Source organism: Lysinibacillus sp. RS10, assembly GCF_041956855.1.
Lineage (GTDB): Bacteria > Bacillota > Bacilli > Bacillales_A > Planococcaceae > Lysinibacillus > Lysinibacillus xylanilyticus_A.
In genome coordinates, this window is record NZ_CP167122.1 from 3982418 (window position 1) to 4009316 (window position 26899).

Sequence of the window (26899 nt, forward strand, 5' to 3'; positions counted from 1 at the left end):
CGGCTCACCTCACCTAATCCAATGTGCTTTTAATAATTGTTGAAAGATGGCATGCTGCAATCCATCTTCTACTTTAAGTTGTAATTTTCGAACACCGAAGCGCCGACAGATCGCCTCAAATTCCTCTTCATGTAATAAACGTCTTGCCAGGTATGTGTCCAGAACCTTTGAAGACATCGTAACATTCACATCTCTGCCAGTTTCACGATCGAGTAAGCGTACATCCCCGGTATATTCGGGTGATATTTCTTCCTGCGTAGCAATTTGCAAAATGCGCACATCGCCTGCAAATCGTGGTAGCCTTTTCAAGAGTTGCTCCCACTCCTCAATCGGCTCAAGCCCATCCGTGATAATAAATAGCACTGTACTATCCTTAGGCAATACTTTTAAAGCTCCCTGTGCGAAGCTACTTGTATAAGTCGCTTCCTCAATCTCTGTTACCACCTGTAAAAAGGCACGACGATACATAGCACCTTTACGGCGAAATGGTGGCTTGACGTCATCCTGTATAAAAGAAAACGATAAACGATCATCGCGACCAAGCACCATTAGGCCAAGTGAGGCAACAATTTGCCGGGCGAAAGTCCATTTCGCTTGTTCACCCATAGATTTAGTCGTGTCTAGCAGAATGTGTACACGCATCTCTTGTTCATCTAAAAAACGTTTAATGAAGTATTTATCCGTTCTTGCAAAGACGTTCCAATCAACCTGACGCACATCATCACCTAAATGATATTCTCGGAAATCTGAGAAATCGAGCGATGCTCCGAAGCGTTGCGAACGGTGCGAGCCCTTATGCTGCCCACGTAATTTGGAGGCCGTCGCCACTTGGAAGCGACTGATTTTCGCTAACCAATCCTCGGGCAATAATAATTTTTGCGTCACCTGCTAACACCTTGTTGTACCTTATCTAAAATTACGTCAATCACATCGTCTGCTGTTTTACCTGAAGCCTCCCCTTCATAATTCAGCAGCATACGATGGCGTAATACTGGCTTTGCAACAGATTTAATATCTGCTACTGAAACGTGGAAACGACCATTCATAAGCGCCCTTGCCTTCGCTAATTTGATTAAACTTTGTAAACCTCGAGGACCGCTACCATACATGGCATACTGTTTAACCTCGTCAATTGCATCGTCTCTATCAGGATGTGTAGCCACAACTAGATCTGTCGCAAATTCAAGCATTTCATCAGCAACAAGTATTTCCTTTACCATTTGCTGTGCTTCAATAAGTGTGTCCGTATTCATCATCTTTTGTAAATCAATTTCCATAGCACCTGTTGTACGCTTCATAATCTCCATTAGCTCACTTTTCTCCGGGTATGGTACAAGAATTTTACATAGAAAACGGTCCATTTGTGCCTCTGGTAATGGGTACGTCCCTTCCATCTCAATCGGATTTTGTGTTGCTAACACGAAGAATGGTCTTGCCATCTTCTTTGTATCTCCCAAGATTGTTACCGTTTTTTCGCCCATAGCTTCAAGCAGTGCACTTTGTGTTTTTGGCGTTGCTCGGTTAATCTCATCCGCTAATACCATTTGGCTAAAAATCGGACCTGGCTGGAACGAAAACTGTTGTTTGCCATCTGGTGTGCGCTCAATCATACTTGTCCCTGTAATATCCGCCGGCATTAAGTCTGGCGTAAATTGAATGCGCGAAAATGATAAATCTAGTACTTCAGAAATTGTACGAATTAACATCGTTTTCCCTAAACCCGGCAAGCCCTCTAATAATGCGTGCCCATCAGCAAGGACGGCGTACAATGTATAATCAATTGCTTCCTCTTGCCCAACGATAAAGCGATGAATTTCTTCCTTTACTTGTTGTAATTTCGTACTCATTTCAACATACTGTTGTTCTGTAAATGCCATTCCTTTTCCTCCTATTGCGACTCAATTGACGTGAAATAAGATTGCACGACATTTTGTAAATCCTTCGGTAATTGTAAACGCTCTGAGCTTTCTAAATAGCTATCTTTATAGGAGCCTATAACTTCCTCATAGGGGCGGATAGAACCTTTAGTAATGGGGCCATTTCCTTGTTGTTCCGAAATATTTGAGCCATCTCCTAATGCTCCTCCATCAACTGAAGTCTGACTAGAACCACCAATTCTATTTGGTGTCGTTAATAAATCGCGACCGCCTTGACCTTTGCCTGCACCTTGACCTGTACCTTTGCCATTTCCTTGTCCTTGTCCTTGTCCTTGCCCCTGACCTTGTCCTTGTTGATTGCTTTGATTCGATCCTTGTCCCTGCCCTTTACCACTAGCCTGTTGGGAACCATTTTGGGAATTATTTTGTCCTTGCTGTCCTGTTTGAGCTTGCTGATTGCTTTGCGATGAATTCCCCGATGAATTTTGATTTGAATTTGTATTCGTATTGTTTTGCTGATTGTTTTTTGCACCATTTGCACTGGCAATAGCATTTTGTAGTGTATTACTTGCGGGTTTTCCAAGCTTGCTCATAGCTGTTTGAGTAGCATTTGCATTTTGTGTTAGCTCCTGTTGCATTTGGGCAAGCTCCTTTAACTGTTCCGCTTCTTCCTTCGATAAGCCCGTCTCTTCACTAGCGCCATCCTTACTAGCAGTTTGCTTATCTTTTAATTGCTGTTCCTTTAAGGCAAGCTCCTTTTGCTTTTTCACAACTTCGCGTAATGCCTCTTCAGCTGTTTCTGCCTCTTTTAACGTATTTTGCAATTCCTTTAACTGCTCTTTCACTTCTTTTGTTTCTGCTTTTTTCTCTAATTTAGCAACTTCCTTCTTTACGTCTTCGATAACAGCTTTTTCTTTTTCCACCTCAATAGCTTCAATTTGTGTAGCCGCTGGAAACATATAAAGTATTGCTAATACAACAGCTGTTACAAATAGACCAGCCAACGCCTTTGGCTGCAACAAATGTTTCTGTCGAGCCTTAAAATTAGCAAACGCAGATTCGACGCTTTGTATCGCTTTATTTAACAAAGATTGAACAAGTGGATCCTTATCGTCCTCAAACGATAAGGCTGTCACCAGTTCATTGTGAGAAAAATAATCATCCAGTGTATGCAACGCTTCCTTTTCTTTTACACGCTTCCACCACATAAAAAGTACCGTTGCTAGTATGACAGCGATAAAGGCAACAAGAGCTGTTTGGCGATAATAAGGCCATACAAACAATCTAGAGACGAGGACAAGTGAAGCACTCGAAAGCAATGCAAAAAACAAGCCGTACTGTGCAATTGGAATGCTTCTTTCTATTGTTAAACTCGTCTTTGCACGTTGAATATATTTTCGTAATTGCTTACGACGCCCCATAAAATTTCCTCCTCATCGGTTACTTTTCATATTGGCACGTAATTTTTTAATGGCAATTGTTAAACAAAGAACAATAATGAATGAATAAGCTATTAAATACGTAATCCATACAGGTAGTTCTACTCCCGATAATCTCACTAATTCGTCTCCCAATTCTGGCGAAATCAGCGTAAGCATTAATGCACCTGGGTTAATAGACGCCCAGAAATATGACATAAAGGAAGTGCCACTAATGTTATTGCCCATCTGGTAGAAGGCCATCGTTAAAAAGAAGAAAAATGCCGTAATACCACCTAAAAAGATGATCGAGCCGTACGTAGAAATCATTGCGACAATTGTGCGCTTTGTAATAGTTGAAAACATCACACCAATACTACCAATTGCTACAACTGTTAATAAGTAAAATAAAAATATTGAAATTAATTGAGACGGCGATACACCACCAAATAAAAATACTAAGCTATATAATGGCAGCCCAGCGATTAGCATTAATACTAAAAATGCTACCGAAGATAATAATTTTCCAATTATAATCTGTGTAGAGCTTTGTGTTGTTGTTAGTAAAATATTTAATGTTTGCTTTTCCCTTTCGCTACTTATTGCACCAGCCGTTAAGCTTGGTGTGATAAAAAGGACAAGAGCCATTTGTAATATTGTTAATACCGCAAACATCATGAAGCTTGTATCTGGTCTAAAGAATCCCTTGCCTGTGAATTCAGTTGTTAATAGTAAAAACCCTGCGATGAATAGACAAATAACCGCTAAATAAAACATTAAACCTGAAAAGCTTTTAAAAGAACGGAAGCGTAACTTCAATTCTTTTACGAGTACCGGATTGTAAAATCGTTCCATCATTGATTGTCCGCTCCCTTCGTAATGGCCATAAAGACATCCTCTAAATCTTTTTCCTCTTCACTTAATGCATAAATAGGTAAATTTGCAAGTATCGCTTTCTTCAACAGCGCCACCTGATCAGCATTTGTTCCACGATAATTAAAGGCTATTTCTAAGCGATTATCCATCAAATCTATAGAAGATATTAGTGGATCTTCCTCTAAGAATGCACGCACCTCGTTTAACTGATCTGTTACCTTTATCACAATACGTTTTTCCCCCTGTAGCTGTGCTTGAATGGAAGCTACGTTGCCATGAGCGATTAGTTTACCATTATCAATCACACCGATTTCATCACACATTTCTGCAAGCTCAGGCAAAATGTGCGAGGAGATTAAAATCGTTTTACCCATGGATTTTAAATTTCGTAAAATATCACGCATTTCTACACGTGCACGTGGGTCTAAACCTGATGCAGGCTCATCTAAAATTAATACCTTTGGATCATGGATAAGTGCACGAGCTAAACAAAGGCGCTGCTTCATTCCACGTGACAGTAAATCTACATAGTCATAACGTTTATGCGTTAAATTCACCAGCTCTAGTAACTGAGGAATCAAGACTTTACGATCAGCCGCACCAATGCCATAACTTGCACCATAAAAATCTAAATATTCATCTACTTTTAACTGATCATATACACCAAAGAAATCGGGCATATAACCAATTTGCTTACGTACTTCTTTTGGTTCTTTAATAACGCTTTTTCCATTAATAAGCGCATCACCAGAGGTTGGAGACAGTAGAGTTGCTAATATTGAAAATGTAGTCGATTTACCAGCCCCATTAGCACCTACAAAACCAAATACAACCCCTTCCTCCAATGATAGATTTAATTGATCTAGCGCTGTAAAGGAGCCATATCTTTTTGTTAAATCACGAATTTCAATCATTATTTCGCCACTCCCTTCAGCTCTACATCTGGTAATTTTGTTGGCTCACCTGTTTGATCTGGTCCGAATTTAATTTCAATAAGTAACGCATCATTTTCATTGAAATATTTTGTAATGTTATCTGTAAACACCTGTTTTGTATCTACCAATGGCTCATATTTTTTCGTTTCGTTATTCCAAATCGATAGCTCCATACGGTTAACATCCTTATTTGAAATTGTCAGTTCGTTTAATGTTTGAACTGACTGCTTAAAATTATCTGGCAATGCAATTGATACTTCATATAAACCGTCAGACAAGGACCAATTGTTTAACTGCTCATCAATTATTTCGTAATGCGAATTAGGAGATAGTGGGTTTACTGAATACGTAAAATTGTTACGTTTCATCGTAAACGGACCTGTTAGCTCTACTTTGCCGTCAAATGGCTGAACAAAATATGAAATAGGTGACATATTGGCACTTGTATCTAGCTCAACCTTAGCAATTGCTTGGTCTGCCCAAGCAGTAATAACAGGTTTCTTTTCATTTTCTACAAGCGGTAGTGCCAAAGTTTTCATACGCTCGATACGTTGAGGGTTCACTTCTTCCTTCTTCGATGGATAATTATAATTGTAATTATTAAACGTTGATGGCTTTTGAAGAACGGTTGCTATTAGCTCCTTGTCGACTTTAAGTATTCCATTCGCTTCAATGTCGCCAAGTTGAACTTCTTTAATGCCAGAGATTAACGTAACATCCTTTAGGGCAAACGGGAAATTGTTCTTAATTGTCCCAGTTAGCCTTTCATTTTTTAACGTAATATCGATATCCATCTTGCCAATATTTTGTGCCGCTGTCTTCCCTGCAAAGGATTGCACAGACCAATAGCTTAAATCACGTAGCATTAACGTCGATCCATTTGCATTTTCTTTAATATAGGATGATTCATGTAAATCTCCTATTGTCCCGGAGAAGTTATTGTTACTTCGCAAAGCAATTGCACTAGTATCCTTATCTGTATTCACAACAAAATCACCGCTACGGTTTGTTAAAATAGACTCTACATAATAACCATTTAAACTACTATCGTCATTTATTTTATAAAAGGCCGATTGCTGTATTTGCGGTTGTACAATTCTATCTTTAGCACCAAAAATAAATAGAACAATAGATAGCACAACTGATATTGCAGGAATAATCCACCACGCATGTTCACGCTTGTCTATTTTCTTTAAGATAAAATACAAAATAGGCCCGATGATTAAAATATATAAAATGATAACAATGAGCATATAACTAACAGATACTTCAAACGAAGGGAATAATTCATTTACATTACGAAGTTCATACGAAATTTGATCCATCATTGGCTGGCCATTTGCCATCATCCCCTGTTGTGAAAAGCTTTGAATATTCAGTATTTTCGAGATTAATGCTGGGTAGCCATCCATAGATGCAAGTGGTTGATCCCCTAAAGAAAAGGCTGTTTGAATAATTTCCCCTCGGCCCACTTTTTTCTTAGACGCTAGTATTGTATTGTCATCTCTTAATACAGAAATACTTCCTTGGTTTTCAGTTGCTGTATAAGCTGAAATTGGTTGTGTAAAAATTCCACCGCCTGCTAATTTCGATAGACTATCTGCAGAAACTGATGTCATTTGCTGAGATAATGCAAGTGGTAAATAATCTTTGAAAATACCTGCTGTTGTGTTTACTTGATCAGCAGCTCCCAACAATAATGTTCCGCCATCCTGCACCCATTTTAGTAAAGACTCTTGTTGCTTTTGCGATAAATCAGCAATAGCAATTTCATCAATGGCAATAACATTCGCCATTGCGTATCCTTGAGCATCCTCTGGTAATGTATAATCCTTGATTTGATTTAAATTGAAAACTTCAACATTACTTTGAGGAGCAGATTGAGATAAACGCAAAAATGCTGATAAACGATCACTTTTATCCGTTAATGTATAGATAAAAACGGATGAAGGATCTAAAAAATTACCTTGTAGCTGCTTTGTTCCTTTATAAGCAACCTTTTTCCCTTGTTCAATGCTTCCTTCATAAAATGCAAACACATCTGAATTCGAATAATTATAGTCGGCTAAACCATCTAGATAAAAATCAAATGTCTTTTCTTCTCCTGCCGCTATATCGATTGGAAGCACTCGTGCTGATGCAGCCTCATAGGAACCTGAAGCATTAATGACCATATCTCCAGAAAAATCTGCACCATTATTTTTTACTGTTACTTGCACTGGCACAACGGATTGGTATTTAGCTTTACCATTAATCCCTACCTTAGCTTGTACCTCTATAGTAGCCGCTGCACTTGCTTGCTCTACTGGTAGAATAAAGCATATAACAAGTATGCATAGTAGTATGAGTGCCGTTATATTCGTTTTTTTCAAAAGCTCAACCCCTTTTTTTGTAAATTAATCGTATAATTAATTATACGATTAATATTGCATTTTGTTCCATTTCTTATGACATCTTCATGAATATTCATAAACTCTTAAGAATTAGCAAATTACTAAAGTGTGGGGTTGATCTCCGTTCAGATTGGCCGCTTTCCTAGGGGCGTCCCAATCCGACGGTAAAAAAAAGCAGTCCCTAGTGAATCACTTGGGACTGCTTTCATGTTATTCTTATTTCGTATAATCAAACAAACATCGCGCATTGTCTTGCACAACTTCTACAAAAGCCTCTACTTGTCGTAATTCAAATGAGGATTCATAGCCTATTAACCAAGTATCACGAGTCAAACCAAATTCTTTTTCATTATTAGTAAGCGCTATTTTATTAATACCATCATGGTCATTTAAAGTGATTGAAGGTAAAATAGCATAACCGATACCGTTCAATGCCATTTGCTTACAAATTTCAATCTGATCTACTAAAATTTGTTTACTCGGATTTGAAGCGAAATGCTGCTGCCACCATTGTTGAATTTCCTGATAATAGTTAGAATCACTTTTAAATTGAATAAAAGGTCGTTCTGTCGTGAGTACATCTTCAATCGTTTTTAGCTCTTTATCTACTAAATAAAGGGTGTCACGAAACAGGTGAATCTTTTCCCCTTTCCAGTCAACTTGCCCACGTACAATTCCTACATGAGCCTCTCCCTCATACAGTGCTTTTACAATTTCAGAGCTCCAGCCGGTCATTAGAGAAATTTTTGCCTCAGGGTATTTTGATACAAAATCCTTTAAAATTTTCGGAAGCCAATTTTGACCAACAATGGATGCACAAGCAATTTTCAATGTCCCATTAACTTTCGTCGTTAATGATTGGATCGTTTCAAAAATCTCTTCTTTTTTGCTCAGCATTTCAGTTGCATAGGCAATAACTTGCTCTCCAGCAGGTGTCGCTGTCAGTCCTTTTTGAGAACGAATAAATAACTGTGCACCCCAGTCTTTTTCAATCGTTTGCAACCGTTGAGAAAGCGCGGGTTGAGATAAAAATAGACGTTCTGCTGCTTTTCTCATATTGCGTTCCTCAGCAAGTACTTTTAAAATTTCTGCTTCTGTTGCCATCAATCAGTAAACCTCCGTTACAAGCAAAGAGGACCTCATGATTTTCATCTGAGTCCCCTCTTAAACTACTACTCTTTTTGATAAATATATTTTTTCAATTGCTTTAAAATAACACGTCTCGTTAAAATCCCAGCAAATGTTCCATCTTCATCCACAACGCATAAAAAGGCGTGGTTAATCACTAAGTCGAGAGCCCGCTGAAAAGTATCCGTCAACTTTAATACAGCGATGTCTTTCTCCATTATTGTATCTACTTTAATATCGGGTAGTTTTTCATATTCAATATGTTCGAGTCCAAGAATGGATTCGGTAATCATTTTCATGCTTAGTAAACCTTGAAGTCGATATTTTAAATCTAAAACAGGGATCGACGAATACCCTGTACGAGTAAGTACAAGGAGTGCATGTTCAGCACTATTTCCACTTTGTACATGTGCAACTTTTTCAGATGAAATAATAAAATCACTAATTGGCATTGCTAATAAGTCTTTGCTGTTAGTTGAAATCATGAACTTCTTCTCCTTTTCTGTCCTCGCTATGCAGAACAGGATGCTTCCCTTTTATCATATCATAACTATTCCTTTTATGACCACGACAAGGTCGAGAAGAGTTTTTTAAACGAAACGAATTATTTTAGGATTTTGAAGAAAACTAAGTATCGGAAACAGCATAAATAGGGGACATATTGAGGTTTATCGAAGTGTCCTCATTCAGCATATTTATGCAAATATGAACTGAATGAAGACAATATTTATTTAATAACCAGTTTTACTCCAGTAATAAAAAATCATTATACCTAAAAACAGCAAAAAAATTCCATATACCCAAAAGATTGGGTTTAGCATAGTTGCATTTTCTTCAACGGTTTCTGAAATTGGCGTATCTTTTTCTGACTTCCGTTCAGACGTCATTTTGGCAATTTTCAGCGTTGACACAAGCGAAATGGCCGCAATAATTGTAATGGCAATAAGAGCCGGTATTAACCACATACCCATAGGCAAAACTCCTTTCTTTACCCTTAGTATGCGTCAACCCAGCCCCCTGTTATGCAAAGATTTTGTTATCAATTATGCCTCGGACATAATTGCGTCCAGAATCGACTTTGTGCTTAGGCCTGCAAATGTTTTTTGTGCGAAAGCGCAGTGCCAACGTAGCGGCAGCAACAACAACACGATGTTGGTCACTCAGGTGTTTTCACAGGATGTGAATGTCTTAACCTGAGTTCTTCTATTTCAGAGGATGTTTGTACACCTACTGAAATAAGTTAGAATGGATACTGATTTAACCATTGCCCGCCATCAAGTGTCACACATTCACCGTTCATGTACTTTGCCTTATCAGACATCATAAATGTTGCTAAATCAGCTATTTCTTCAGGAGTACCTGTACGGCCTAACGGGACAGAGTCTAACGTTCGAGCAGCAGCAGCCTCTGATTCCCAGAGCTTCTCTGCACCACCTGTACGTTCAATAGGACCAGGAGCAATTGCATTTACTCGAATGCCATATTGTTTTCCCCATTCAACAGCTAACGTTCTAGTCATTGACAATACACCTGCTTTCGCTGCTGCAGAATGAATCACACCAGCACCTGCATTCCATGCATATGTCGCAACCATATTAAGAATAGATCCTTTAATATTTTGTTGAATCCAATACTTACCGACTGCTGAAGAACAGTAGAATGTCCCATTTAAAACAATATCAACAACAGCCTTCCAACCATTTGGTGATAAATCCTCCGCACGCACAATAAAATTACCAGCAGCATTATTCACTAGCCCATCAACCTGTCCAAACTTTTCAACAGCAAATGCTAGCATCGCCTCTGCATGCTCGGGCACTCGAACATCCATTTGGAATGTTTCAATCGTTTGTCCAGCCTCTAAAATAAAGGCTTTCGCTTCTGCCAATCGCTCTTCGTTACGACCTGTAATAACTACATTTGCCCCTTCAGCAACAAATTGCTTTGCCATATAAAGCCCCATCCCATTCGATCCACCAGTAATAATAATTGTTTTCCCCTTCAACATACGATTTCCCCCTCCGTAAAAATGAATGATGATTCATATAAAATAGTACTATATTTTCTCGTATATGTCATATTGATTCTATAAAAATCATCGAATTTATTTTTCGAGATAACTAAAAAAGGTGAAGTTTTTTTGCGAGGGTATTCACCTGCTCCGCTCGAGTGTTTGCTCTTCAGCGGGTATTTCCCTCTCTTCCGCGGATATTATCCCTGCTCGCTCCGATGCCCCCAGGAAAGCGTCCAGTCGAAACGGAAATCAACCACACGTTTTGGTAGTGAGCCAAATAAATTGAATTAATCAATAAAAATAGAGTTACAAAACAATTATGCTTTGCAACTCTATTTTAGACAGTTTCTTCTCGAATTCCTAAAACTCATAATGATAAGCAATTTTATAAAGCTCCATTAGTTCTTCCTGTGTTGGCACCTTAGGGTTATTTCCTGGGCTACCGCTGGCAATTGCATCCGTTGCCATTTTAGGTATGGCTGCATAATAGGCTTCCTCATCAATTCCCCATTGTTTTAAATTACCAATATCCATTCTTTTGCACATTTCCTTAATCGAAACAATCGCTAAATCGGCAAGCTCTTCTTGAGATAACAGCTCTCGATCCTTATTAAAAAATTCTCCTATATCTGCCAGCCGGTCGATACAAGTATCCTTTGAAAATTCTAATACCGCTGGCAAGAGCATGGCATTAGAAATACCATGCGGCACATGGAATAGCGCGCCAATTGGACGAGACATGCCATGCACTAAAGCAACAGAAGCGTTTGAAAATGCAAGCCCTGCTTGCATTGAGCCAAGCGACATCGCTTCTCGAGCATCAATATCATTACCTTGTTCATAAACGTTTAAAATATTATGAACGATTAAATCCATTGCTGATAAGGCGAGTACATTCGAGTATGGATGTGCTAAGCGCGATAAATAGCTTTCAATAGCATGACTCAATGCATCAATACCAGTTGCCGCAGTAATGGCGGGAGGAGATGTAACCGTTAAAATTGGGTCGACGATCGCGATAGTTGGCATAAATGCAGGCTGCTTAATCATCATTTTCACTTCATTTGTCGTGTTTGTAATAACTGTTGCATCCGTTGCTTCTGAGCCAGTGCCTGCTGTCGTAGGTATCGCAATATGCGGAATTGGTGTGTGCTCAGCAATTTTCGCCATTTTCATATAATCACCAATGTAGCCACCATTTGTTGCAACTACTGCGATTGCTTTTCCTGTATCGATACAGCTTCCACCACCAACGGAAATGATGATATCACAGCCCTCAGATTGTAAAACATGAAGCCCCTCTGCTACATACGTATCCACAGGTTCTGTCGTTACCCCTAAATATGAAACCGCTTCCAATCCATAGGTTTTTAATAAAGTGCTACATTGATGAACAAAGCCTAAGCTATCCATTATCGGATCACTAATGATAAGAGCCTTAGTCCCTAACTTCTTTGCATATACACCTACTTCTACAAAAGAATCTCGCCCATAAACGATAGTTCCTGGTGAATGAACTGTGAAGATTGTTTTAGTTTGAATCATATTTCAACCCCCTAAGCTATTGTGCTGTATAACCGCCATCCAAAATAACTGCTTGACCTGTTAAACCCTTTGCCATATCACTTGCTAAATAAAGCGCAAGTCCTGTAATTTCTGATACATCTAGTAAGCGTTTTTGAGGAACGAGTGGATAAAGCACTTGCTCCAGTACTTCCTCTACTTGAATCCCTCTTGTCTTTGCCAAATCCGTAAACTGATTACGCACTAATTCTGTATCGACATATCCCGGGCAAATTGCATTCACAGTGATCCCCTCATTCGCGACCTCCAATGCCGCCACTTTTGTTAAACCAATAACACCATGCTTGGCCGCATTATATCCGGCCTTCCCTGCAAACCCAATAACTCCGTTAATAGATGCCATATTAATAATGCGTCCAAACTTATTTTTCTTCATATGTGGTAACGCATATTTCATTGCGATAAAAGGTGCAACTAACATAACCTTTTGCATCGATTCGAAAATTTCTGTCGCAAAATCCTCGATTAGAGAAACATGCTGAAACCCTGCGTTATTGATTAAAATATCTATTGTCTTAAACTTTTCAATAGTAAAGTCAATTGCATCACAAATTGCCTGTTCATCCGTAACATCACATGTGAATGCAGTTAATTGAGGATTGTTTTGAATTGCCTCCGCTAAAAGCTGTTCATTTATATCTGTTATAACTACATTCGCACCCTGCTCAGCAAATGCTTGTGCCATAGAGAGCCCGATACCTCGAGCTGCCCCCGTAATGAAAACTGTTTTTCCTTTCACGCAATATCCCTCCTACATTCCTAGTGAAAATAATATGATTGCAATTATCGTACCGATGATAGGTATAATGACGGTTAAGGCACCAAATGGCATATAAGCATCTTTATGTTTTTCATTACATACAGAATTAATGGTTGTTACGACATAACCTCCATGTGGTAACGAATCTAGAGACCCTGATGCAATAGCAATTGTCCGGTGTAATGCCTCGGTATCCACTCCCATGTCAATATAGTGTGGAGCAAGGAGAGGCATTGCAATTGTTTGACCACCAGAAGCCGAGCCTGTTAAGCCTGCTATGACAGCGATAGCTAATGCACCGCCAATTAACGGACTTCCAGGAATATTAGTCATAACGTCAACAGTTGCCACAAATGACGGAGTAGCTTTTACCACACCCCCGAAGCCAACCACTGCTGCCGTATTCGCAATTGCTACAATGGCTCCCATAGCACCAGCTGCTAGCGTCGCACCGACAGATTTTGAATATTTATAGCTCACCAAATATGCCGTAATACATCCACTCGTTAATGCCACGATTAAAGCTGAAGTTCCAAGAGAATCGTGGAACGCGAAGGAAATGCTTAAAACTACTAATAGTGGTACAATACTTAAAATTGGACTTGGCAGCTTACGAGATTCATCAACAACCGGATCAGTAGACCGTTCAATAAAAACCTCCCCATTTTTCACTGCACGTTTAATCATCCAATTTAGCCACAGTGATCCACCGATAGCCATAAAAATTGCAACAACTATACTCACTTCCCACCCAGCATATGGCGATGTATTAAGAAACGAAATAGGAATCCAGTTTTGTATTTCAGGTGAACCTGCCGAGGTCATCGTAAAGGTTACAGAGCCTAAACCAAGTGCTGCAGGAATAAAGCGACGAGGAAAATTCGCTTGCTTGAATAAACTAATAGCCATTGGGTAAACCGAGAAAGCTACGATAAACACCGAAACCCCGCCATACGTTAGGACTGCTGCTGCAGCTACTATCGCATAAGCTGCATATTTGACTCCTATTTTTTCTACAATCCATTTAGAAACGCTATCAGCCGCGCCAGTATCCTCCATTACTTTTCCAAAAATTGCACCTGCCATGAACATTAAATACCATGAACCAACGAATCCAGTGAACCCATCCATATAACTTGTTAAGAAGTTCGCTTGGTTCTCATCAGCAGTCTGTGGGAAAAATGCTAGACCATTTGTTATGGCTGCGATCAAGGCAGTCAAAGGCGCAGAAATAAGTAAATTAACACCCCTCATCGTCAAATAAACAAGTAAGGCTAAACTACCAAAAAGTCCAATGTATTCTACCATTCACTTGCCCCCTTTATTTTTTTAGAAAAAAGAGCTGTAAGAAAAACAGCTCTTCGTTTGTATTAGTCGTTATTACTAGGGAAAGCAAATGTAGATGCTGTCGATGCATTTCCTTCCATCCAACGCTCTGATATTGTTTTTGTTTTTGTGAAGAAGCGTGCCTGATCCGGTCCAAACATATGCCCTTCACCAAAACGAGAGCCTTTAAATCCAGCGAAATTATGGTATCCAACCGGAATTGGAATCGGCACATTGACACCTACCATACCAACATCTATTTCTGTTGTGAATTTACGTGCTGCTAGGCCATCATTCGTAAAAATTGTGACACCATTCCCAAGTTCATGCTTATTAATAAGCTGGATTGCTTCATCCAATGAATCAACACGCACAACATTACGAGCTGGACCGAATATTTCTTGCTCATAAATTTCCATGCCTGGTTTTACGTTATCTAGCAATGTTGGCCCTACAAAAAATCCTTTTGATTCTTTCACAATATCCAGTTCACGACCATCACAAATAACAGTTGCCCCTTCAGACTCACCTCGATCGATAGCAGCAATAATCCCTTCCTTCGATTGCTGTGAAATGACAGGACCAAAATCAGTCTCTGGATTTGTATATGAACCTACCTTTAAGTTAGAGATTTTCTCCTTTAAAATTCCAACTAGACGATCTGCTGTATCCTTACCAACAGGCATAATCGTAGAAATGGCCATACAACGTTGAGAGGCTGCACCATACGCTGCACCAATAAAGGCATTGGCTACCTGCTCTAAATCTGCGTCAGGCATGACAACCATATTATTTTTTCCTCCACCAAGTGCAGTAACACGTTTGCCGTATTTTGAACCTGTTTCATAAATGTATTTAGCTACTGGTGTCGACCCTACAAATGAAATCGCTTCTACTATTGGGTTTTCTAAAAGTTCATTGACAGCATCCTTATCACCATTTACCACAGTCCAAATACCATCCGGCAATCCAGCCTTTTTCCAAAGCTCACTAACATATAAGGCTGTCATAGGAACACGTTCAGATGCTTTTAAAATAACTGCATTGCCGACAGCAATTGCCATACTCGTTTGCGCTAACGGCACCATAATTGGGAAGTTAAATGGCGAAATAGCCGCTACTACACCTAATGGATATTTTGCAGAATACGCATTAATTTGACCGCCAACATTAACTGAATATTCCCCTTTCATGAAGTGAGGGGCACCGATTGCTAGATCAACAGATTCTATTCCACGTGTAATTTCACCTTTTGCATCCTCAATTGTTTTACCGCTTTCTGTACAAATAATTTGTAAAAGTTCCTCCATATTTTCAGTAATAAGATTACGGAACTTTAATACAATCTCTGAACGTTTAGCCACTGATGTATCGCGCCATTTCGGAAATGCTGCCTGTGCCTGATTAATAGCCTCTCGAGTTTCTTCTACAGATGCAAGTGGCACTTTGGCAATAACCTCGCCCGTCGTTGGGTTGAATACTGAACCAAAACGATTGCTTTTCCCTTCAACTAATTCCCCACCAATAAAATGCGTTAAAGTTTTAACCTCTTGTGCTGTTGTCATATTTCTTGTCCTCCTTTAAAATTGTTCTATTTTACATTTTTCTTTTAAACTTAAATAAGCGGCAGACATATCATTTTCTCCATAACCCTGTTGAGAAATATCACTATAAAGATCCACTAATTTTTCCCCGATTCGAAGTGGTACCCCTGCTTCCTCAGCCATATTTTTTGCTAGCTTCAAATCTTTTAATAAGAGATTTGTTGAAAAACCTGGCTGATAGTTTTCATTTTTCATATATTCTACGTAATTACGTTCATAAATACGACTTTGACCATAGCTATTTTTTAAAACCTCATATAGCATATCTGCATGGATGCCCATCTTTTCCCCAAGCACGATTGTTTCAGCGACTGCCTCTGTATAAAAACCAATCATTAAATTATTGAGTAATTTAATACGTGTACCTACACTTGGTGACGTGCCAAGGTGATAAATGTTTTTTCCAACTATTCCGAATATTTTAGACCCACTTTGATAATCTGCTTCTTCACCACCGACCATTATCGTAAGAGTCGCGTGAATTGCTCCAATGACGCCCCCACTAACAGGTGCTCCTAAATAACGTAATCCCAATGATTGCGCTTCTTTATGTAAGGAGTCATTTAATTCAGGATTTACAGTACTAAAGTCTATTAATAAACTTCCTTTCTTGGCATGGTGAATGATCCCCTGTTCAGATTGATATACTTGTTCCACTATTTGTGGTGTTGGTAAACTCGTCATAATGATATCACCTTGTTCAGCAACTTCCTTTGCTGTTGCAAGTCCGACTCCACCTTCGGCTATAAATTGTTCCATTGCCTGTGAATTAGTGTCAAAGCCATAAACCTTATAGCCTGCTTTTAATAAATTGATCGACATCGGTAACCCCATATTGCCTAAGCCAATAAAACCCAGCTTCTCCATCATTTTGACCTCCCCTGTTTCATGAAAATTCGATGAACACTAGCCAACTCTAGTCTTTTGTCGTAACATTAATAACAAGATTTATTAATTGACCGCAGTCATTGACCTCGGTCAATTAAATCATAATAAAATTAAATCCATCTCGTCAATTAAAATATTTTATATTTTCAGAATAATTTTGCGGAAGATATCTTAAAATACTTAAATTTGGCTCATCATCAAAAGTTGTGGATGATATTTGTTAAGACGTACCTATTAAAAGTTGATTGGAGTGGAGACTGGGCGACTCCTTGGGGATCAGCGATAGAGGAACGAAGGCTAAGAGCATCACGTCCTGTGATAACGCCTTCGTGACCAACATCCTGTTGCCCCGAGACCCTGGAGCGAAGCGGATGTTTTCTGTGCGAAAGCGTAGTGCTAACGTAGCGGCAGCAACAAAAGCGGCTCATCGGACGCCCCCAGGAAAGCGCCCAGTCGGAACGGAAATCAACCATACGTTATGGAGATGAGCCTTAAATACGGAGGAATAATCGAAATATGAATTCACTAACTAGTCGACAATTAAAAGCATTAGAAACACGAGAAAAATTACTAAAAACATCATTAGAGCTATTTAATAAGCATGGATTTGAATATGTGTCTGTTGAACAAATTACTAAAGCATGTAATGTATCGAAGGGAACGTTTTACACTCATTTCCCATCTAAATACGATGTTATTTTAGAAAAATTTAAAGAGCTTGATAATTTTTATAGCACGGTGGAAAAAAAGATTGATCGTACCTTACCAGCAAGTGAAAAAATTCTATTACTTTATCAAGAACAAATGAAGTACTTAACCAATGTCGTAGGAAAAGATTTATTGAGAACAATGTATACTGCTGCGATGACAAATCAAGTGGAACAAGATCATTATTTAATTAGTCCACAGCGGAAAATTTTCCAAATCATGAATAGTTATATCGAGGAAGGTATTGAACTAGGGGAATTCCGTCAAGATTTGAAGGTTACTCACATGCAAACAATTATTCGACGTTGTATGCGTGCAAATGTTTATGATTGGTTAATTCATAATGAAGACTTCGATTTAGCTACTGAAATGGCGCAATTCACAACTATTGTATTAGATGGATTGAAAGTAAAATAAATAGCTCATGGTAAAAGGGTTTGCATAAGTGGCAACTGCATGCGCTCTGGTAAAGCCATTATTCGATTGGGTAGCCGGGAAATATGATCCGGTTATGCCATTTTTTGATCAGGTTACCCGGAGAAGTGATCAGGTTTTGTCCTTTTTTAATCGGGTTGCCAGAAGATGTGATCTGGTTTAGTCCCTTTTTAATCGGGTTGCTAGAAGTAGTGATCCGGATTAGTCCTTTTTTGATCAGGTTGCCAAAAGATGTGATCTGATTTAGTCCCTTTTTCGATCGGATAGGGCACTTTAGGCTCTCTTCTGCTCGAGTCCTTCTACTATTTTGGTTGAGTTTCTTTCCCACTTAAATTGCATCTTCGTTCGCTCAAGTCGCACTTTTTTTCGCCCGTTTTCTTTCTTCTAACTTTTCACTTTGCAAGGTTACCTTTCTACTCGATTTGTACCTTCGTTTCGCTTAGGTATCCCCCCTTCCCCAAGCGCTACAAAAAAGTAGCACTTCATCCAATCCAGAATGAAGTGCTACTTAATCAGTTTTCATTAGCTAACAAAATATTTCTCAACTACGGTTTCTACGGGTAGTGGTTTGTTATATAAATAGCCTTGCCCTTTTTGACATCGATGGCGTTTTAGAAAATCAACTTGTGATGCTTCCTCAACCCCTTCAGCAACGACCTCTAATCCTAAATTATGAGACATAGAAATAATGGCCTTGATAATGGCTTCATTTTTATCATCTTTTGCAATATCAGCAATAAATGATTGATCAATTTTTATAATGTCTATTGGATAACGCTTTAAATAGCTTAAAGATGAATAGCCAGTTCCAAAATCATCAACCGATACATACACACCTAGCTGCTTTAATTCAGTTAATATCGAAAAGGTTTCATGAACATTGGTCATAGAGCTTTCGGTAATTTCCACCTCTAATAATTCAGGTGGGACATTATACTTTTTCAAGGCAGTTTTTATTTTTCGAGCAAAGTTTTCTTTTCTAAATTGTTTTGGTGATATATTAACGGCAATTCGTACTGGTCGATAGCCCTTTCGCTGCCACTCTTTTTGATAGCGACACACCTCGTCAATAATCCAATCACCAATTTCAATTATTAAACCTGATGCCTCTGCAATAGGTATAAACTGCGCAGGAGAGACAAAGCCAAATATACGATTTTTCCATCGTAATAATGCCTCAAAGCTATTTATGCTGTTATTCGTTAAATCTATTTGTGGCTGTAAATGAATACTTAGCTCATTAAATTCGATGGCACGGCGTAAATGTGCTTCCATTAATGCCTCATTTGGAAAAATAGTTGTCATATCTTCACGATAGTAACGGTAATGTGAACGCCCATGCTCTTTTACAGAAAATAATGCTTTATCTGCCTTGAGTACAAGTGTTTCTAGATCCTTGCCATCTGATGGACTAAGTGAAATACCGATCGACACGCTAATAAAGTATTCCTGCCCATCAATTATGAATGGCTGTTTTAATGCGTGTAAAATAGCGTTAGCAGTATGCTCAATATTATTGATGGTTGCATCTTTTAAAACAAATATAAACTCATCACTATTATATCGATATAGCGAGCATGTAGAGCAACAGAGCTCACGAAGTCTATGACTAAACATCCGCATAAGTTCATCTCCCTTACTTTCACCAAGGGATTCATTAAACTTTTTAAAACGATCAATATCCACTAAAATAAGAGCTGTTTGCTTATTTTCATGCTCTTTATCATTTAAATGATGTAGCCAATGCTCCTTAAAAGCTTTACGATTCCAAATACCCGTTAATTCATCCATTAACGCTAGATAATAAAAGCCCTCATGATCATTCATAAATGAACTCGCATCTTTCACAAATAGATGTACACCAATAATTTCACCATTAAAGTAGGTTGGATGCGCTCTTAAATAAAATGGTTCCTTACTTAGCAGTTTTCCCTTAAACAAGCATTTTGGCATACCAAATGCTGAACCCTCAATAGTTTTTGCAAATAGTAATTTAAATTCATCGAAATATTTACTGTCTAATAATGAAAAAATATTTTGTCCTATCAAGCACTGATGTTCATTTGACAATAGAGAAGTGGCAACAGCGTTTTGATGAATAATACAACCTTGTAAATCAGTTGTTAATACCGGCCTTACATGTTGTTTTACAAATTGCAAGTACGGCTCCACTTCATTCTGTTTCTCACGCAGAATAACTGCTACAACTGATTCTTCTAAGTGTTGCACATGAACAACAAATGTTTTTACTTTGTGCTCCGTACATATCTCTAGCCTTTGGTCCATCTTCAATTCTTGTTGCAATATATTCAATAATTGCAGCCAGCTTTGCTCCGTAAAAAATTGTTCGGCGTTAGTAGCTTTCACATCCTGTAGCTCAATAAATGACGGTAGTTTATCGTTAAAGTTCATGACTTCAAACGTTTTTGTATCAACTTTTCTCAAACATACAACTGCATCGAATGGATTAAGTTGCATGACTTGATGATAGTCTGCAAATTGCGCTACGCTCTCTTTATATTTTTCCATTGTATCCCTCACTAAATAGCGTGTTCCTTTATTCTTCGTCTAGCGTAGGCTTTAGTGAATCCTTTAGGAAAATTTCCTGACTATTAATTGGATCTTCACTACGATCAAACTCTTTATAATGATATTTTCCATTGGAGTCTTGAATACGAGCTTTTGCTGTATCCTCAAGTTGTTTATTCATGATGTCAATAATACGAGCTTTTGCTTCGCTTGCATATACAGGGAATAAAATTTCTACACGTTTAATCATATTACGAGTCATCATATCTGCAGAAGATAAGTATACTTTATTTTCCCCATTATGATGGAACCAATAAATACGAGAATGCTCAAGGAAACGACCAACAATACTAGTTACTGTTATGTTTTCACTAATTCCAGGGACGCCTGGTCTAAGACAACAAATACCTCGAATGATCAGCTCTACTTTCACACCTGCAATGGACGCCTCATACAGCTTCATCATTAAGTCTTTGTCTGTTAGTGAATTCATTTTAGCTCGAATAAAACCATTTCCATACTTCATATGGCAAGCAATTTCCTCATCCATTAACTTGATAAATTCATCTCGAATATCAAACGGTGCTACGACTAAATGATTAAATGTTGGTTTCTCCGTATAACCGCTTAAATAGTTAAAGAAGTTAGTGGCATCAATGCCAAATTCCTTATCTGTCGTTATGATCCCCATATCTGTATAAATTTTCGCAGTGGCATCATTATAATTTCCTGTTCCAAGATGTACAAAACGCTCAATTTTTCCATTTCGACGACTTACAACAAGCGTTATTTTCGAGTGTGTTTTTAAATTATTCATACCGTAAATAACAAGGCAGCCAGCTTGCTCTAGTTGCTTTGCCCAATGCACATTATTTTCTTCATCAAAACGTGCTTTCAATTCAACTAAAACCGTTACCTGTTTACCATTTTCCGCTGCGAACTTTAATGCTTGTATAATTGGTGAATTGCCACTTACTCGATATAATGTTTGTTTAATAGCTAAAACGTTCGGATTAACGGCTGCTTCGGAGATAAAATCTACGATTGGAACAAACGACTCATATGGGTGATGGAAAAATATATCTTGTTGCAGAGCTTTTTCAAAAATATTTTCATCCGATTGCAAATCTAAAGGTGGCTGTGGAATAAAGCTTTCATATTCTAAATGTTCTCGACCAACAGATATGCCTTTTACAAACGAGAACATAAATGTTAAATCTAACGGTCCATCTATATGAAAGACATCCGTTTCTTCAATTTCAAATTCATCTAGTAAGTATTTAAGTACTTCCTCGCTCATCTCACCCTCACGAACTTCTAGACGACTGCCTACTCCCCATTTACGTTTTTTCAGCTCTTTTTCGATTTCTACAAGTAAATCCCTTGCTCCTTCCTCGTGAATTGTTAAATCAGCATTACGTGTTAAACGGAAGGCCTGTGCTGACTTAACACTGTAACCATAAAAGAGCTTTTCTATATGCGCTACAATCACGTCTTCTAATAAGACGATCACGGTCTCTCCGTCCGCTGATGGTACTTTAATGTAACGATCTAAAACAGATGGTACTTGGACAATGGCCACCTTTTCACGATTCTCTAAATCTGTTTCATCTTGCTCTAATAAAACAAGTAAATTTAATGTTTTACCAAACAAAGTTGGGAAAGGACGATAAGCATCTACAGCTACGGGTGTTAAAACAGGGAAGATGGTTTCTGCAAACATTTCATTGACAAATGCTTTTTGTTTACTATTTAAGTCTTTGATGTCAGCAATATGTACATTATGTTGTGGCAATAAATCATATATTAAATGTCTGTATACTTCAGTTTGTCGGCGTACTAATGCCTGAGTTCGCTCTGCAATTTTCGCTAATTGCTCTTTTGGTGTTAAGCCCGACTTGTTTTCAGGTTTATGGAATCCTGCGCGTACTTGATCCTGTAGACCTGCAACACGCACCATGAAAAACTCATCTAAATTCGAACTAAATATTGCTAAAAATTTCAGACGTTCTAACAGAGGATTATTGACATCCTCCGCTTCCTCTAAAACCCGTTCATTAAAGGCTAGCCAGCTTAATTCACGATTATTATAGTATTGTGGCTTAGCAATTTCCTCTAGTAATCGGCCTTGTATTTCTATTAATTCCTCTTTTTTTAACTGGTTGTTAGTAACTTCAGTTGTCATTATTATTCAACCCTTCTTCAATAAAGTTTATTTTTATAGGAATCTTTAGTGCACGTTCTAGATGTTTTTTATGTCGGTTTGCTTGATATTTTTCAGCAGCAGCGTTATTTTTCACGTAAATGCTAAGCTGCACATAATCCTCTTCTGTCTGTATCTCAATGGCATGTACAATCTTTCTTTTGGATACATTTAACGCATAGACAAATTTTAAAAGTGCGCCAAAGTCTCTTATTTTACGATACTCCTCACGACTCATCCATTCTGTAAACGGAGCAGCAAATCGTTGATAATAATCTTTATTTTTATACGAGGCTAACAGTGCTAATTTCACACGCTCCTTATGATTTAGCCCATCAATAGATTGGTTTGCAATTAAATAAAAGGTATGCTGGCTTGCAGAACTTAACTCAATATACTCTCCAATATTAAAAACTTTCGACGCTCTCGTTAATAATTCCAAATCTTTTTGATTATATTGTGAATAGCCAAGATGGCAACATTCACGGTACAATTGATCCGTTAAATTCATCAAATAGTCCACTTCATCTTCAGTTCTACCATACTGACGAGCCAATCTTCTAGCGTTTCCCTCAAACACATTGTACTTATCAAATGCACTTTCATCTGTTTGCAAAATTCGCTGTATAATAAGTCCCTCACGTAATCCGTTCTTTGTTATCTGGAACGACTCACTGCCAACAACCTCCATTAATACACCGAAAACCTCTAATGCAGGGACAATGATATCGGCACGATCCGCCGAAAGCCCATCTAACTGTTTCAATTCATTAAAGCTTAAATTACCTAAAAATACACTGAGCTCCTCTAAATTTTCCTTAGTCATTTCGTAACCATGTACACTTGCGATTGGATATGCAAGCTTTTGTTGATGAATTTGAGCAACATTTCGGGCACTACCACCAATAGCGATAATTGGTAAGCCCATATCCTGAATCCAAGGAAGTGATTTAAACTGCTCTTTTATAAATGCAATGAGTTCTTTTTTTTCACTGCCATTGATAATATCGCCCTTTACAAATCGTTGCTTTAAAGAAACTGTACCAAAAGGAAAACTGTGAGATTCCTGTAGTTCCTTATTGTTAAAAAGCGTTATTTCGGTACTACCACCACCGATATCAATCGTTACAGCAGACTTTGTACCGCTTGAATGTGCCACAGCAACAAAGCCATAATATGCTTCTTCTTCTTCAGTTAAAAGCTCTATTTGAATGCCTGTCCGTTCCTTCATTAAGGTAATAATTTCTGCTCTATTTGTTGCCTGACGGATTGCAGCTGTTGCAGCCGCTTTCACATCAGTTACTTCAAAATCATCAAGCATTGCTTTAAAAGTCATTAATGTTTCTGTTAATACTTGTATTCCTTCTTCAGACATTTCACCGGAGGGCTGTAAATATGTACGTAAACGTGCAACTGTTTTAATATTTCCAATCTCACGAAGTCCCTCTTCTTTATCGTATTGATACAATACTAATCGAATGGTATTTGAGCCAATATCAATGATAGCTGTTTTTAATTCGTTCAAATAATCACTTCCTTAATATGTACATGCATATTATTATTGGTTCTACATCAAATGTTGAGGCGAAGTACAATATTTAGATCCCCCAAACATTCCGGTGACTATCCATCCCTTCCGCCGACTGACTGCTAAGCCTCCTCGGTTTGGGACACAAATGATGTAGATCCTTGGCTAGCCAGTTTTTCTGCAGGAGAGTCGGAGTATTCATTCCATGTTAAATTATTTAGATACCCTTTATTTTACGCTTAGCACCAATATCTATACAAAAAAAAGTCGGACCTACAATAGGCATCCGACTTTCTTAAAATTATTAATATACTTTCAGGATACCCATTATTATTATTGTGAAGTACCTTTTCTAACTTTATCTATTCACGAGCCCGACTTTTTATAGGATAAGCTGGTCTACTCGTAAAATTAGCTCTGCAATTTCTGGCTTACTAATTTGATCTTCTGCACCTACTTGGTCGCCTTTATGGCGAAGATCATCTGTAATTAAGCTTGAGAAAATAATGACAGGAAGCTTTTGGAGATCTGGATGCTCCTTGATTTTTCGCGTTAAATGATGCCCATCCATTTGTGGCATTTCAATGTCCGTCACGACTAATTGAATATGCTCGGATACATCGCTACCAGCTTTAGTGATCGATTCTAAGTACTCATAAGCATCACGACCGTTTTCAAAGAATTCTACATTCTCGTAACCTGCTTCATTCATAGTATCGAATAATAGCTTACGTAATAATGGTGAATCTTCAGCAATTAAAATTCGTTTTTCAGAGCGCTCACGTTTCCCAAGCTTTTTAACAGCTTCTACACTAATACCTGAATCTGGATTAATGTCTACCATAATTCTTTCGAAATCTAGCAATAAAATCATTTGCTCATTTTGCTTAATAACACCAATTACTTGTGATGTTCCTCCTTGATACATATCAGAAGGTTTCTCGATTTGATCCCATGAAATACGATGAATCTGTGTAACGTTATCGACATGGAAGACTACCCGCTGTTTATTAAACTCAGCTACAATATATTTTTGTTGAGGATTACGCTCCGTACTTTGTATGCCTAATACTCGTAGCATATCAACTACTGGTAAAACTTCACCTCGTAATTGAATAATCCCTTCTACATGCGGGTGCGCGTGTGGAATAAATGTTACTGGAATCGGTTGAATAATTTCTTTCACTTTAATAACGTTAATCCCGAATTTATTGTTAGCTACTTCAAATTCAACAATTTCTAGCTCATTTGTGCCACTTTCTAATAATATACCTTTATGTTCCAAAGCAACCCCGCTCCTTTCTTTTCAACTTCTATTTATAATTCAATTGTATCATAGGCAATACATTTCTCCTACTTGCTATTACCATTTTTATCATGAACTTTTAGATGTATCAATAGACCAATTACCGTCATCACTATTAATGTCGATAACGCAACACGACTTGCTAGCGTTCCGTAATCCTTCATCCATAATGTAACCGTTCCATAAACTGCTGGCCCAATAATGGATGATACTTTACCCGAAAATGCAAACATACCAAAAAATTGGCCACGTTTTTCTTCAGGAGACAACTCAATAATATATGTTCTCGATGTTACCCACATGGATCCTAAAGATATACCAAATATACTACCAGCAATCCAAAACATCCATTGCTCTGTAGCAAAGACAGCAAATACCAATGCGATAATCATTAAAAGTGCTACCATCGTAATCGCACGTTTAGCTCCAACTGTTTTTGTAATATAGCCAAACACAATCGAGCCAATAATTGTTGATACAGTAGACACTAAATACAGAACGATAAACTGACCTGAAGTAAAGCCTACAATCGTTGTAGCATATACAGCCATCATTGCAATCGTTGTTGCAATAGCATCATTTAAAAAGAAATAAGCAATCATAAAGGTGAAAATCGCTTTATGCTGCTTCATATCCTTAAAGGTTTGAACGATCTCTTTGTAGCCATCTAGAAACTTAGTAGATTTACGTTGAGCCTTTGGAATCGGATGATCTTTATTAATAAAAAATAATGGCAATGAAAATAATAAATATAAAATAGCCGTTGGAATAAAAGCTCGATGAAAATCACTGTTTCCTACATACAAATAAACAAGTAGCCCAAAGAGTGTGCCTAAATAACCAATTGCTACTCCATAGCCTGAAATAAGTGGCATTTCCTCTTTTGTCCCTAAATCTCCCATCATCGAATCATAGAATACGAGACTTGAATTAAAGAAAAATTTCGCAATGACAAAACTAGCGACAACTAAAAATAAACTAAGTGGGACACCTGAATAATTCGTTGACGTCTGTAGATTCGCAAAAATACCCATAAGAAAGGTAAAAACTATTGATATAGAAGCAAACCAAACGATAAATTTCTTTTTATAGCCTGTATTATCAATCCATACACCAAAAAGTGGAGAAAAAACGACCAGTAAAAAACTTGCAATGGCATTTGCATACGAGATAAAAGTGCTCGCCACCTGCTGCATGACCTCATTCTTTCCTAAAACCTCATCCATATAAAATGGGAAAAATATCGTATTAATATTTGAAGAAAATATTGTATTCGCAAAATCATAAAATGCCCACGATATAATTGGCAGTGATAAATAAAGAGCTAACTGACTACGATGCTGTACATCTATTGCAGAACTTTTTTTCATAAAACCCTCCTCCCCAT

Annotated in this window: 21 protein-coding genes; 1 reads left to right on the top strand and 20 read right to left on the bottom strand. The window is 38.0% G+C overall.

Features of this window, described 5'->3' with window-relative positions; genetic code table 11:
• Nucleotides 1-9: 9 nt before the first annotated feature.
• From ACB089_RS20230 to ACB089_RS20300, 15 genes are all read right to left on the bottom strand, one after another.
• The gene (locus ACB089_RS20230; protein ID WP_374963650.1) at nucleotides 10-885 is read right to left on the bottom strand and encodes a DUF58 domain-containing protein; all 876 of its coding nucleotides are present in this window, start codon (nucleotides 883-885) and stop codon (nucleotides 10-12) included.
• On the bottom strand, nucleotides 882-1877 hold the full coding sequence (locus tag ACB089_RS20235; protein ID WP_368636900.1) for an AAA family ATPase: 996 nt from the start codon (nucleotides 1875-1877) through the stop codon (nucleotides 882-884). Before ACB089_RS20235 ends, ACB089_RS20230 begins: the two co-directional genes overlap by 4 nt.
• Nucleotides 1878-1888: 11 nt before the next feature.
• Complete coding sequence (locus tag ACB089_RS20240) at nucleotides 1889-3298, bottom strand: hypothetical protein (protein ID WP_374963651.1); 1410 nt, start codon at nucleotides 3296-3298, stop codon at nucleotides 1889-1891.
• A 12-nt stretch (nucleotides 3299-3310) separates the two neighbouring features.
• A complete protein-coding gene (locus tag ACB089_RS20245; protein WP_374963652.1) occupies nucleotides 3311-4153 on the bottom strand; it encodes an ABC transporter permease in 843 nt (280 codons plus the stop codon).
• Nucleotides 4150-5085, bottom strand: coding sequence for an ABC transporter ATP-binding protein (locus tag ACB089_RS20250; RefSeq protein ID WP_068983342.1), 936 nt, complete (start codon nucleotides 5083-5085; stop codon nucleotides 4150-4152). The genes ACB089_RS20245 and ACB089_RS20250 overlap by 4 nt, the downstream gene beginning before the upstream one ends.
• Nucleotides 5085-7478 (bottom strand): hypothetical protein, encoded by a 2394-nt coding sequence (locus ACB089_RS20255; protein ID WP_374963653.1) that lies wholly within the window; start codon nucleotides 7476-7478, stop codon nucleotides 5085-5087. The genes ACB089_RS20250 and ACB089_RS20255 overlap by 1 nt, the downstream gene beginning before the upstream one ends.
• Before the next feature lie 237 nt (nucleotides 7479-7715).
• Nucleotides 7716-8603 (bottom strand): LysR family transcriptional regulator, encoded by an 888-nt coding sequence (locus ACB089_RS20260; protein ID WP_374967602.1) that lies wholly within the window; start codon nucleotides 8601-8603, stop codon nucleotides 7716-7718.
• Nucleotides 8604-8671: 68 nt separating this feature from the next.
• Nucleotides 8672-9112 (bottom strand): cyclic-di-AMP-binding protein CbpB, encoded by a 441-nt coding sequence (gene cbpB / locus ACB089_RS20265; RefSeq protein WP_068983345.1) that lies wholly within the window; start codon nucleotides 9110-9112, stop codon nucleotides 8672-8674.
• Between the two features lie 246 nt (nucleotides 9113-9358).
• Entirely contained in the window at nucleotides 9359-9598 is a 240-nt protein-coding gene (locus ACB089_RS20270) for a short-chain dehydrogenase (RefSeq protein WP_374963654.1), read from the bottom strand.
• Nucleotides 9599-9867: 269 nt separating this feature from the next.
• Nucleotides 9868-10635, bottom strand: a complete 768-nt coding sequence (fadH, locus tag ACB089_RS20275) for a 2,4-dienoyl-CoA reductase (protein ID WP_068983347.1) — start codon at nucleotides 10633-10635, stop codon at nucleotides 9868-9870.
• Between the two features lie 366 nt (nucleotides 10636-11001).
• Nucleotides 11002-12186, bottom strand: a complete 1185-nt coding sequence (locus ACB089_RS20280; RefSeq protein ID WP_374963655.1) for an iron-containing alcohol dehydrogenase — start codon at nucleotides 12184-12186, stop codon at nucleotides 11002-11004.
• Between the two features lie 16 nt (nucleotides 12187-12202).
• On the bottom strand, nucleotides 12203-12964 hold the full coding sequence (locus ACB089_RS20285) for a 3-hydroxybutyrate dehydrogenase (protein ID WP_374963656.1): 762 nt from the start codon (nucleotides 12962-12964) through the stop codon (nucleotides 12203-12205).
• 12 nt (nucleotides 12965-12976) lie between these two features.
• The gene (locus ACB089_RS20290) at nucleotides 12977-14293 is read right to left on the bottom strand and encodes a GntP family permease (protein WP_374963657.1); all 1317 of its coding nucleotides are present in this window, start codon (nucleotides 14291-14293) and stop codon (nucleotides 12977-12979) included.
• A 62-nt stretch (nucleotides 14294-14355) separates the two neighbouring features.
• Nucleotides 14356-15876, bottom strand: coding sequence for a CoA-acylating methylmalonate-semialdehyde dehydrogenase (locus tag ACB089_RS20295; RefSeq protein WP_374963658.1), 1521 nt, complete (start codon nucleotides 15874-15876; stop codon nucleotides 14356-14358).
• Between the two features lie 15 nt (nucleotides 15877-15891).
• On the bottom strand, nucleotides 15892-16785 hold the full coding sequence (locus ACB089_RS20300) for an NAD(P)-dependent oxidoreductase (RefSeq protein WP_374963659.1): 894 nt from the start codon (nucleotides 16783-16785) through the stop codon (nucleotides 15892-15894).
• A gap of 534 nt (nucleotides 16786-17319) precedes the next feature.
• Here ACB089_RS20300 and ACB089_RS20305 point away from each other — a divergent pair.
• A complete protein-coding gene (locus tag ACB089_RS20305; RefSeq protein WP_374963660.1) occupies nucleotides 17320-17928 on the top strand; it encodes a TetR/AcrR family transcriptional regulator in 609 nt (202 codons plus the stop codon).
• Nucleotides 17929-18468: 540 nt separating this feature from the next.
• On the opposite strand, the gene ACB089_RS20310 is transcribed toward ACB089_RS20305, so the two are convergent.
• From ACB089_RS20310 to ACB089_RS20330, 5 genes are all read right to left on the bottom strand, one after another.
• Entirely contained in the window at nucleotides 18469-20475 is a 2007-nt protein-coding gene (locus ACB089_RS20310) for an EAL domain-containing protein (protein ID WP_374963661.1), read from the bottom strand.
• A 28-nt stretch (nucleotides 20476-20503) separates the two neighbouring features.
• Nucleotides 20504-22660: an RNA degradosome polyphosphate kinase gene (locus ACB089_RS20315; protein ID WP_374963662.1), complete on the bottom strand. Its 2157-nt coding sequence runs from the start codon at nucleotides 22658-22660 to the stop codon at nucleotides 20504-20506.
• On the bottom strand, nucleotides 22650-24203 hold the full coding sequence (locus ACB089_RS20320) for a Ppx/GppA family phosphatase (protein WP_374963663.1): 1554 nt from the start codon (nucleotides 24201-24203) through the stop codon (nucleotides 22650-22652). Before ACB089_RS20320 ends, ACB089_RS20315 begins: the two co-directional genes overlap by 11 nt.
• Nucleotides 24204-24588: 385 nt before the next feature.
• On the bottom strand, nucleotides 24589-25491 hold the full coding sequence (locus tag ACB089_RS20325) for a chemotaxis protein (protein ID WP_068983357.1): 903 nt from the start codon (nucleotides 25489-25491) through the stop codon (nucleotides 24589-24591).
• Nucleotides 25492-25559: 68 nt separating this feature from the next.
• Nucleotides 25560-26882: an MFS transporter gene (locus ACB089_RS20330; protein ID WP_374963664.1), complete on the bottom strand. Its 1323-nt coding sequence runs from the start codon at nucleotides 26880-26882 to the stop codon at nucleotides 25560-25562.
• Nucleotides 26883-26899 lie beyond the last annotated feature (17 nt).

Excerpts from the sequence above, each read along its gene's own strand:
- ACB089_RS20235 (WP_368636900.1), bottom strand. The coding sequence starts at position 1,877 with ATGGCATTTACAGAACAACAGTATGTTGAAATGAGTACGAAATTACAA.
- ACB089_RS20240 (WP_374963651.1), bottom strand. The coding sequence starts at position 3,298 with ATGGGGCGTCGTAAGCAATTACGAAAATATATTCAACGTGCAAAGACG.
- ACB089_RS20245 (WP_374963652.1), bottom strand. The coding sequence starts at position 4,153 with ATGATGGAACGATTTTACAATCCGGTACTCGTAAAAGAATTGAAGTTA.
- ACB089_RS20250 (WP_068983342.1), bottom strand. The coding sequence starts at position 5,085 with ATGATTGAAATTCGTGATTTAACAAAAAGATATGGCTCCTTTACAGCG.
- ACB089_RS20260 (WP_374967602.1), bottom strand. The coding sequence starts at position 8,603 with ATGGCAACAGAAGCAGAAATTTTAAAAGTACTTGCTGAGGAACGCAAT.
- cbpB (WP_068983345.1), bottom strand. The coding sequence starts at position 9,112 with ATGATTTCAACTAACAGCAAAGACTTATTAGCAATGCCAATTAGTGAT.
- ACB089_RS20270 (WP_374963654.1), bottom strand. The coding sequence starts at position 9,598 with ATGGGTATGTGGTTAATACCGGCTCTTATTGCCATTACAATTATTGCG.
- fadH (WP_068983347.1), bottom strand. The coding sequence starts at position 10,635 with ATGTTGAAGGGGAAAACAATTATTATTACTGGTGGATCGAATGGGATG.
- ACB089_RS20280 (WP_374963655.1), bottom strand. The coding sequence starts at position 12,186 with ATGATTCAAACTAAAACAATCTTCACAGTTCATTCACCAGGAACTATC.
- ACB089_RS20290 (WP_374963657.1), bottom strand. The coding sequence starts at position 14,293 with ATGGTAGAATACATTGGACTTTTTGGTAGTTTAGCCTTACTTGTTTAT.
- ACB089_RS20295 (WP_374963658.1), bottom strand. The coding sequence starts at position 15,876 with ATGACAACAGCACAAGAGGTTAAAACTTTAACGCATTTTATTGGTGGG.
- ACB089_RS20300 (WP_374963659.1), bottom strand. The coding sequence starts at position 16,785 with ATGATGGAGAAGCTGGGTTTTATTGGCTTAGGCAATATGGGGTTACCG.
- ACB089_RS20305 (WP_374963660.1), top strand. The coding sequence starts at position 17,320 with ATGAATTCACTAACTAGTCGACAATTAAAAGCATTAGAAACACGAGAA.
- ACB089_RS20310 (WP_374963661.1), bottom strand. The coding sequence starts at position 20,475 with ATGGAAAAATATAAAGAGAGCGTAGCGCAATTTGCAGACTATCATCAA.
- ACB089_RS20315 (WP_374963662.1), bottom strand. The coding sequence starts at position 22,660 with ATGACAACTGAAGTTACTAACAACCAGTTAAAAAAAGAGGAATTAATA.
- ACB089_RS20330 (WP_374963664.1), bottom strand. The coding sequence starts at position 26,882 with ATGAAAAAAAGTTCTGCAATAGATGTACAGCATCGTAGTCAGTTAGCT.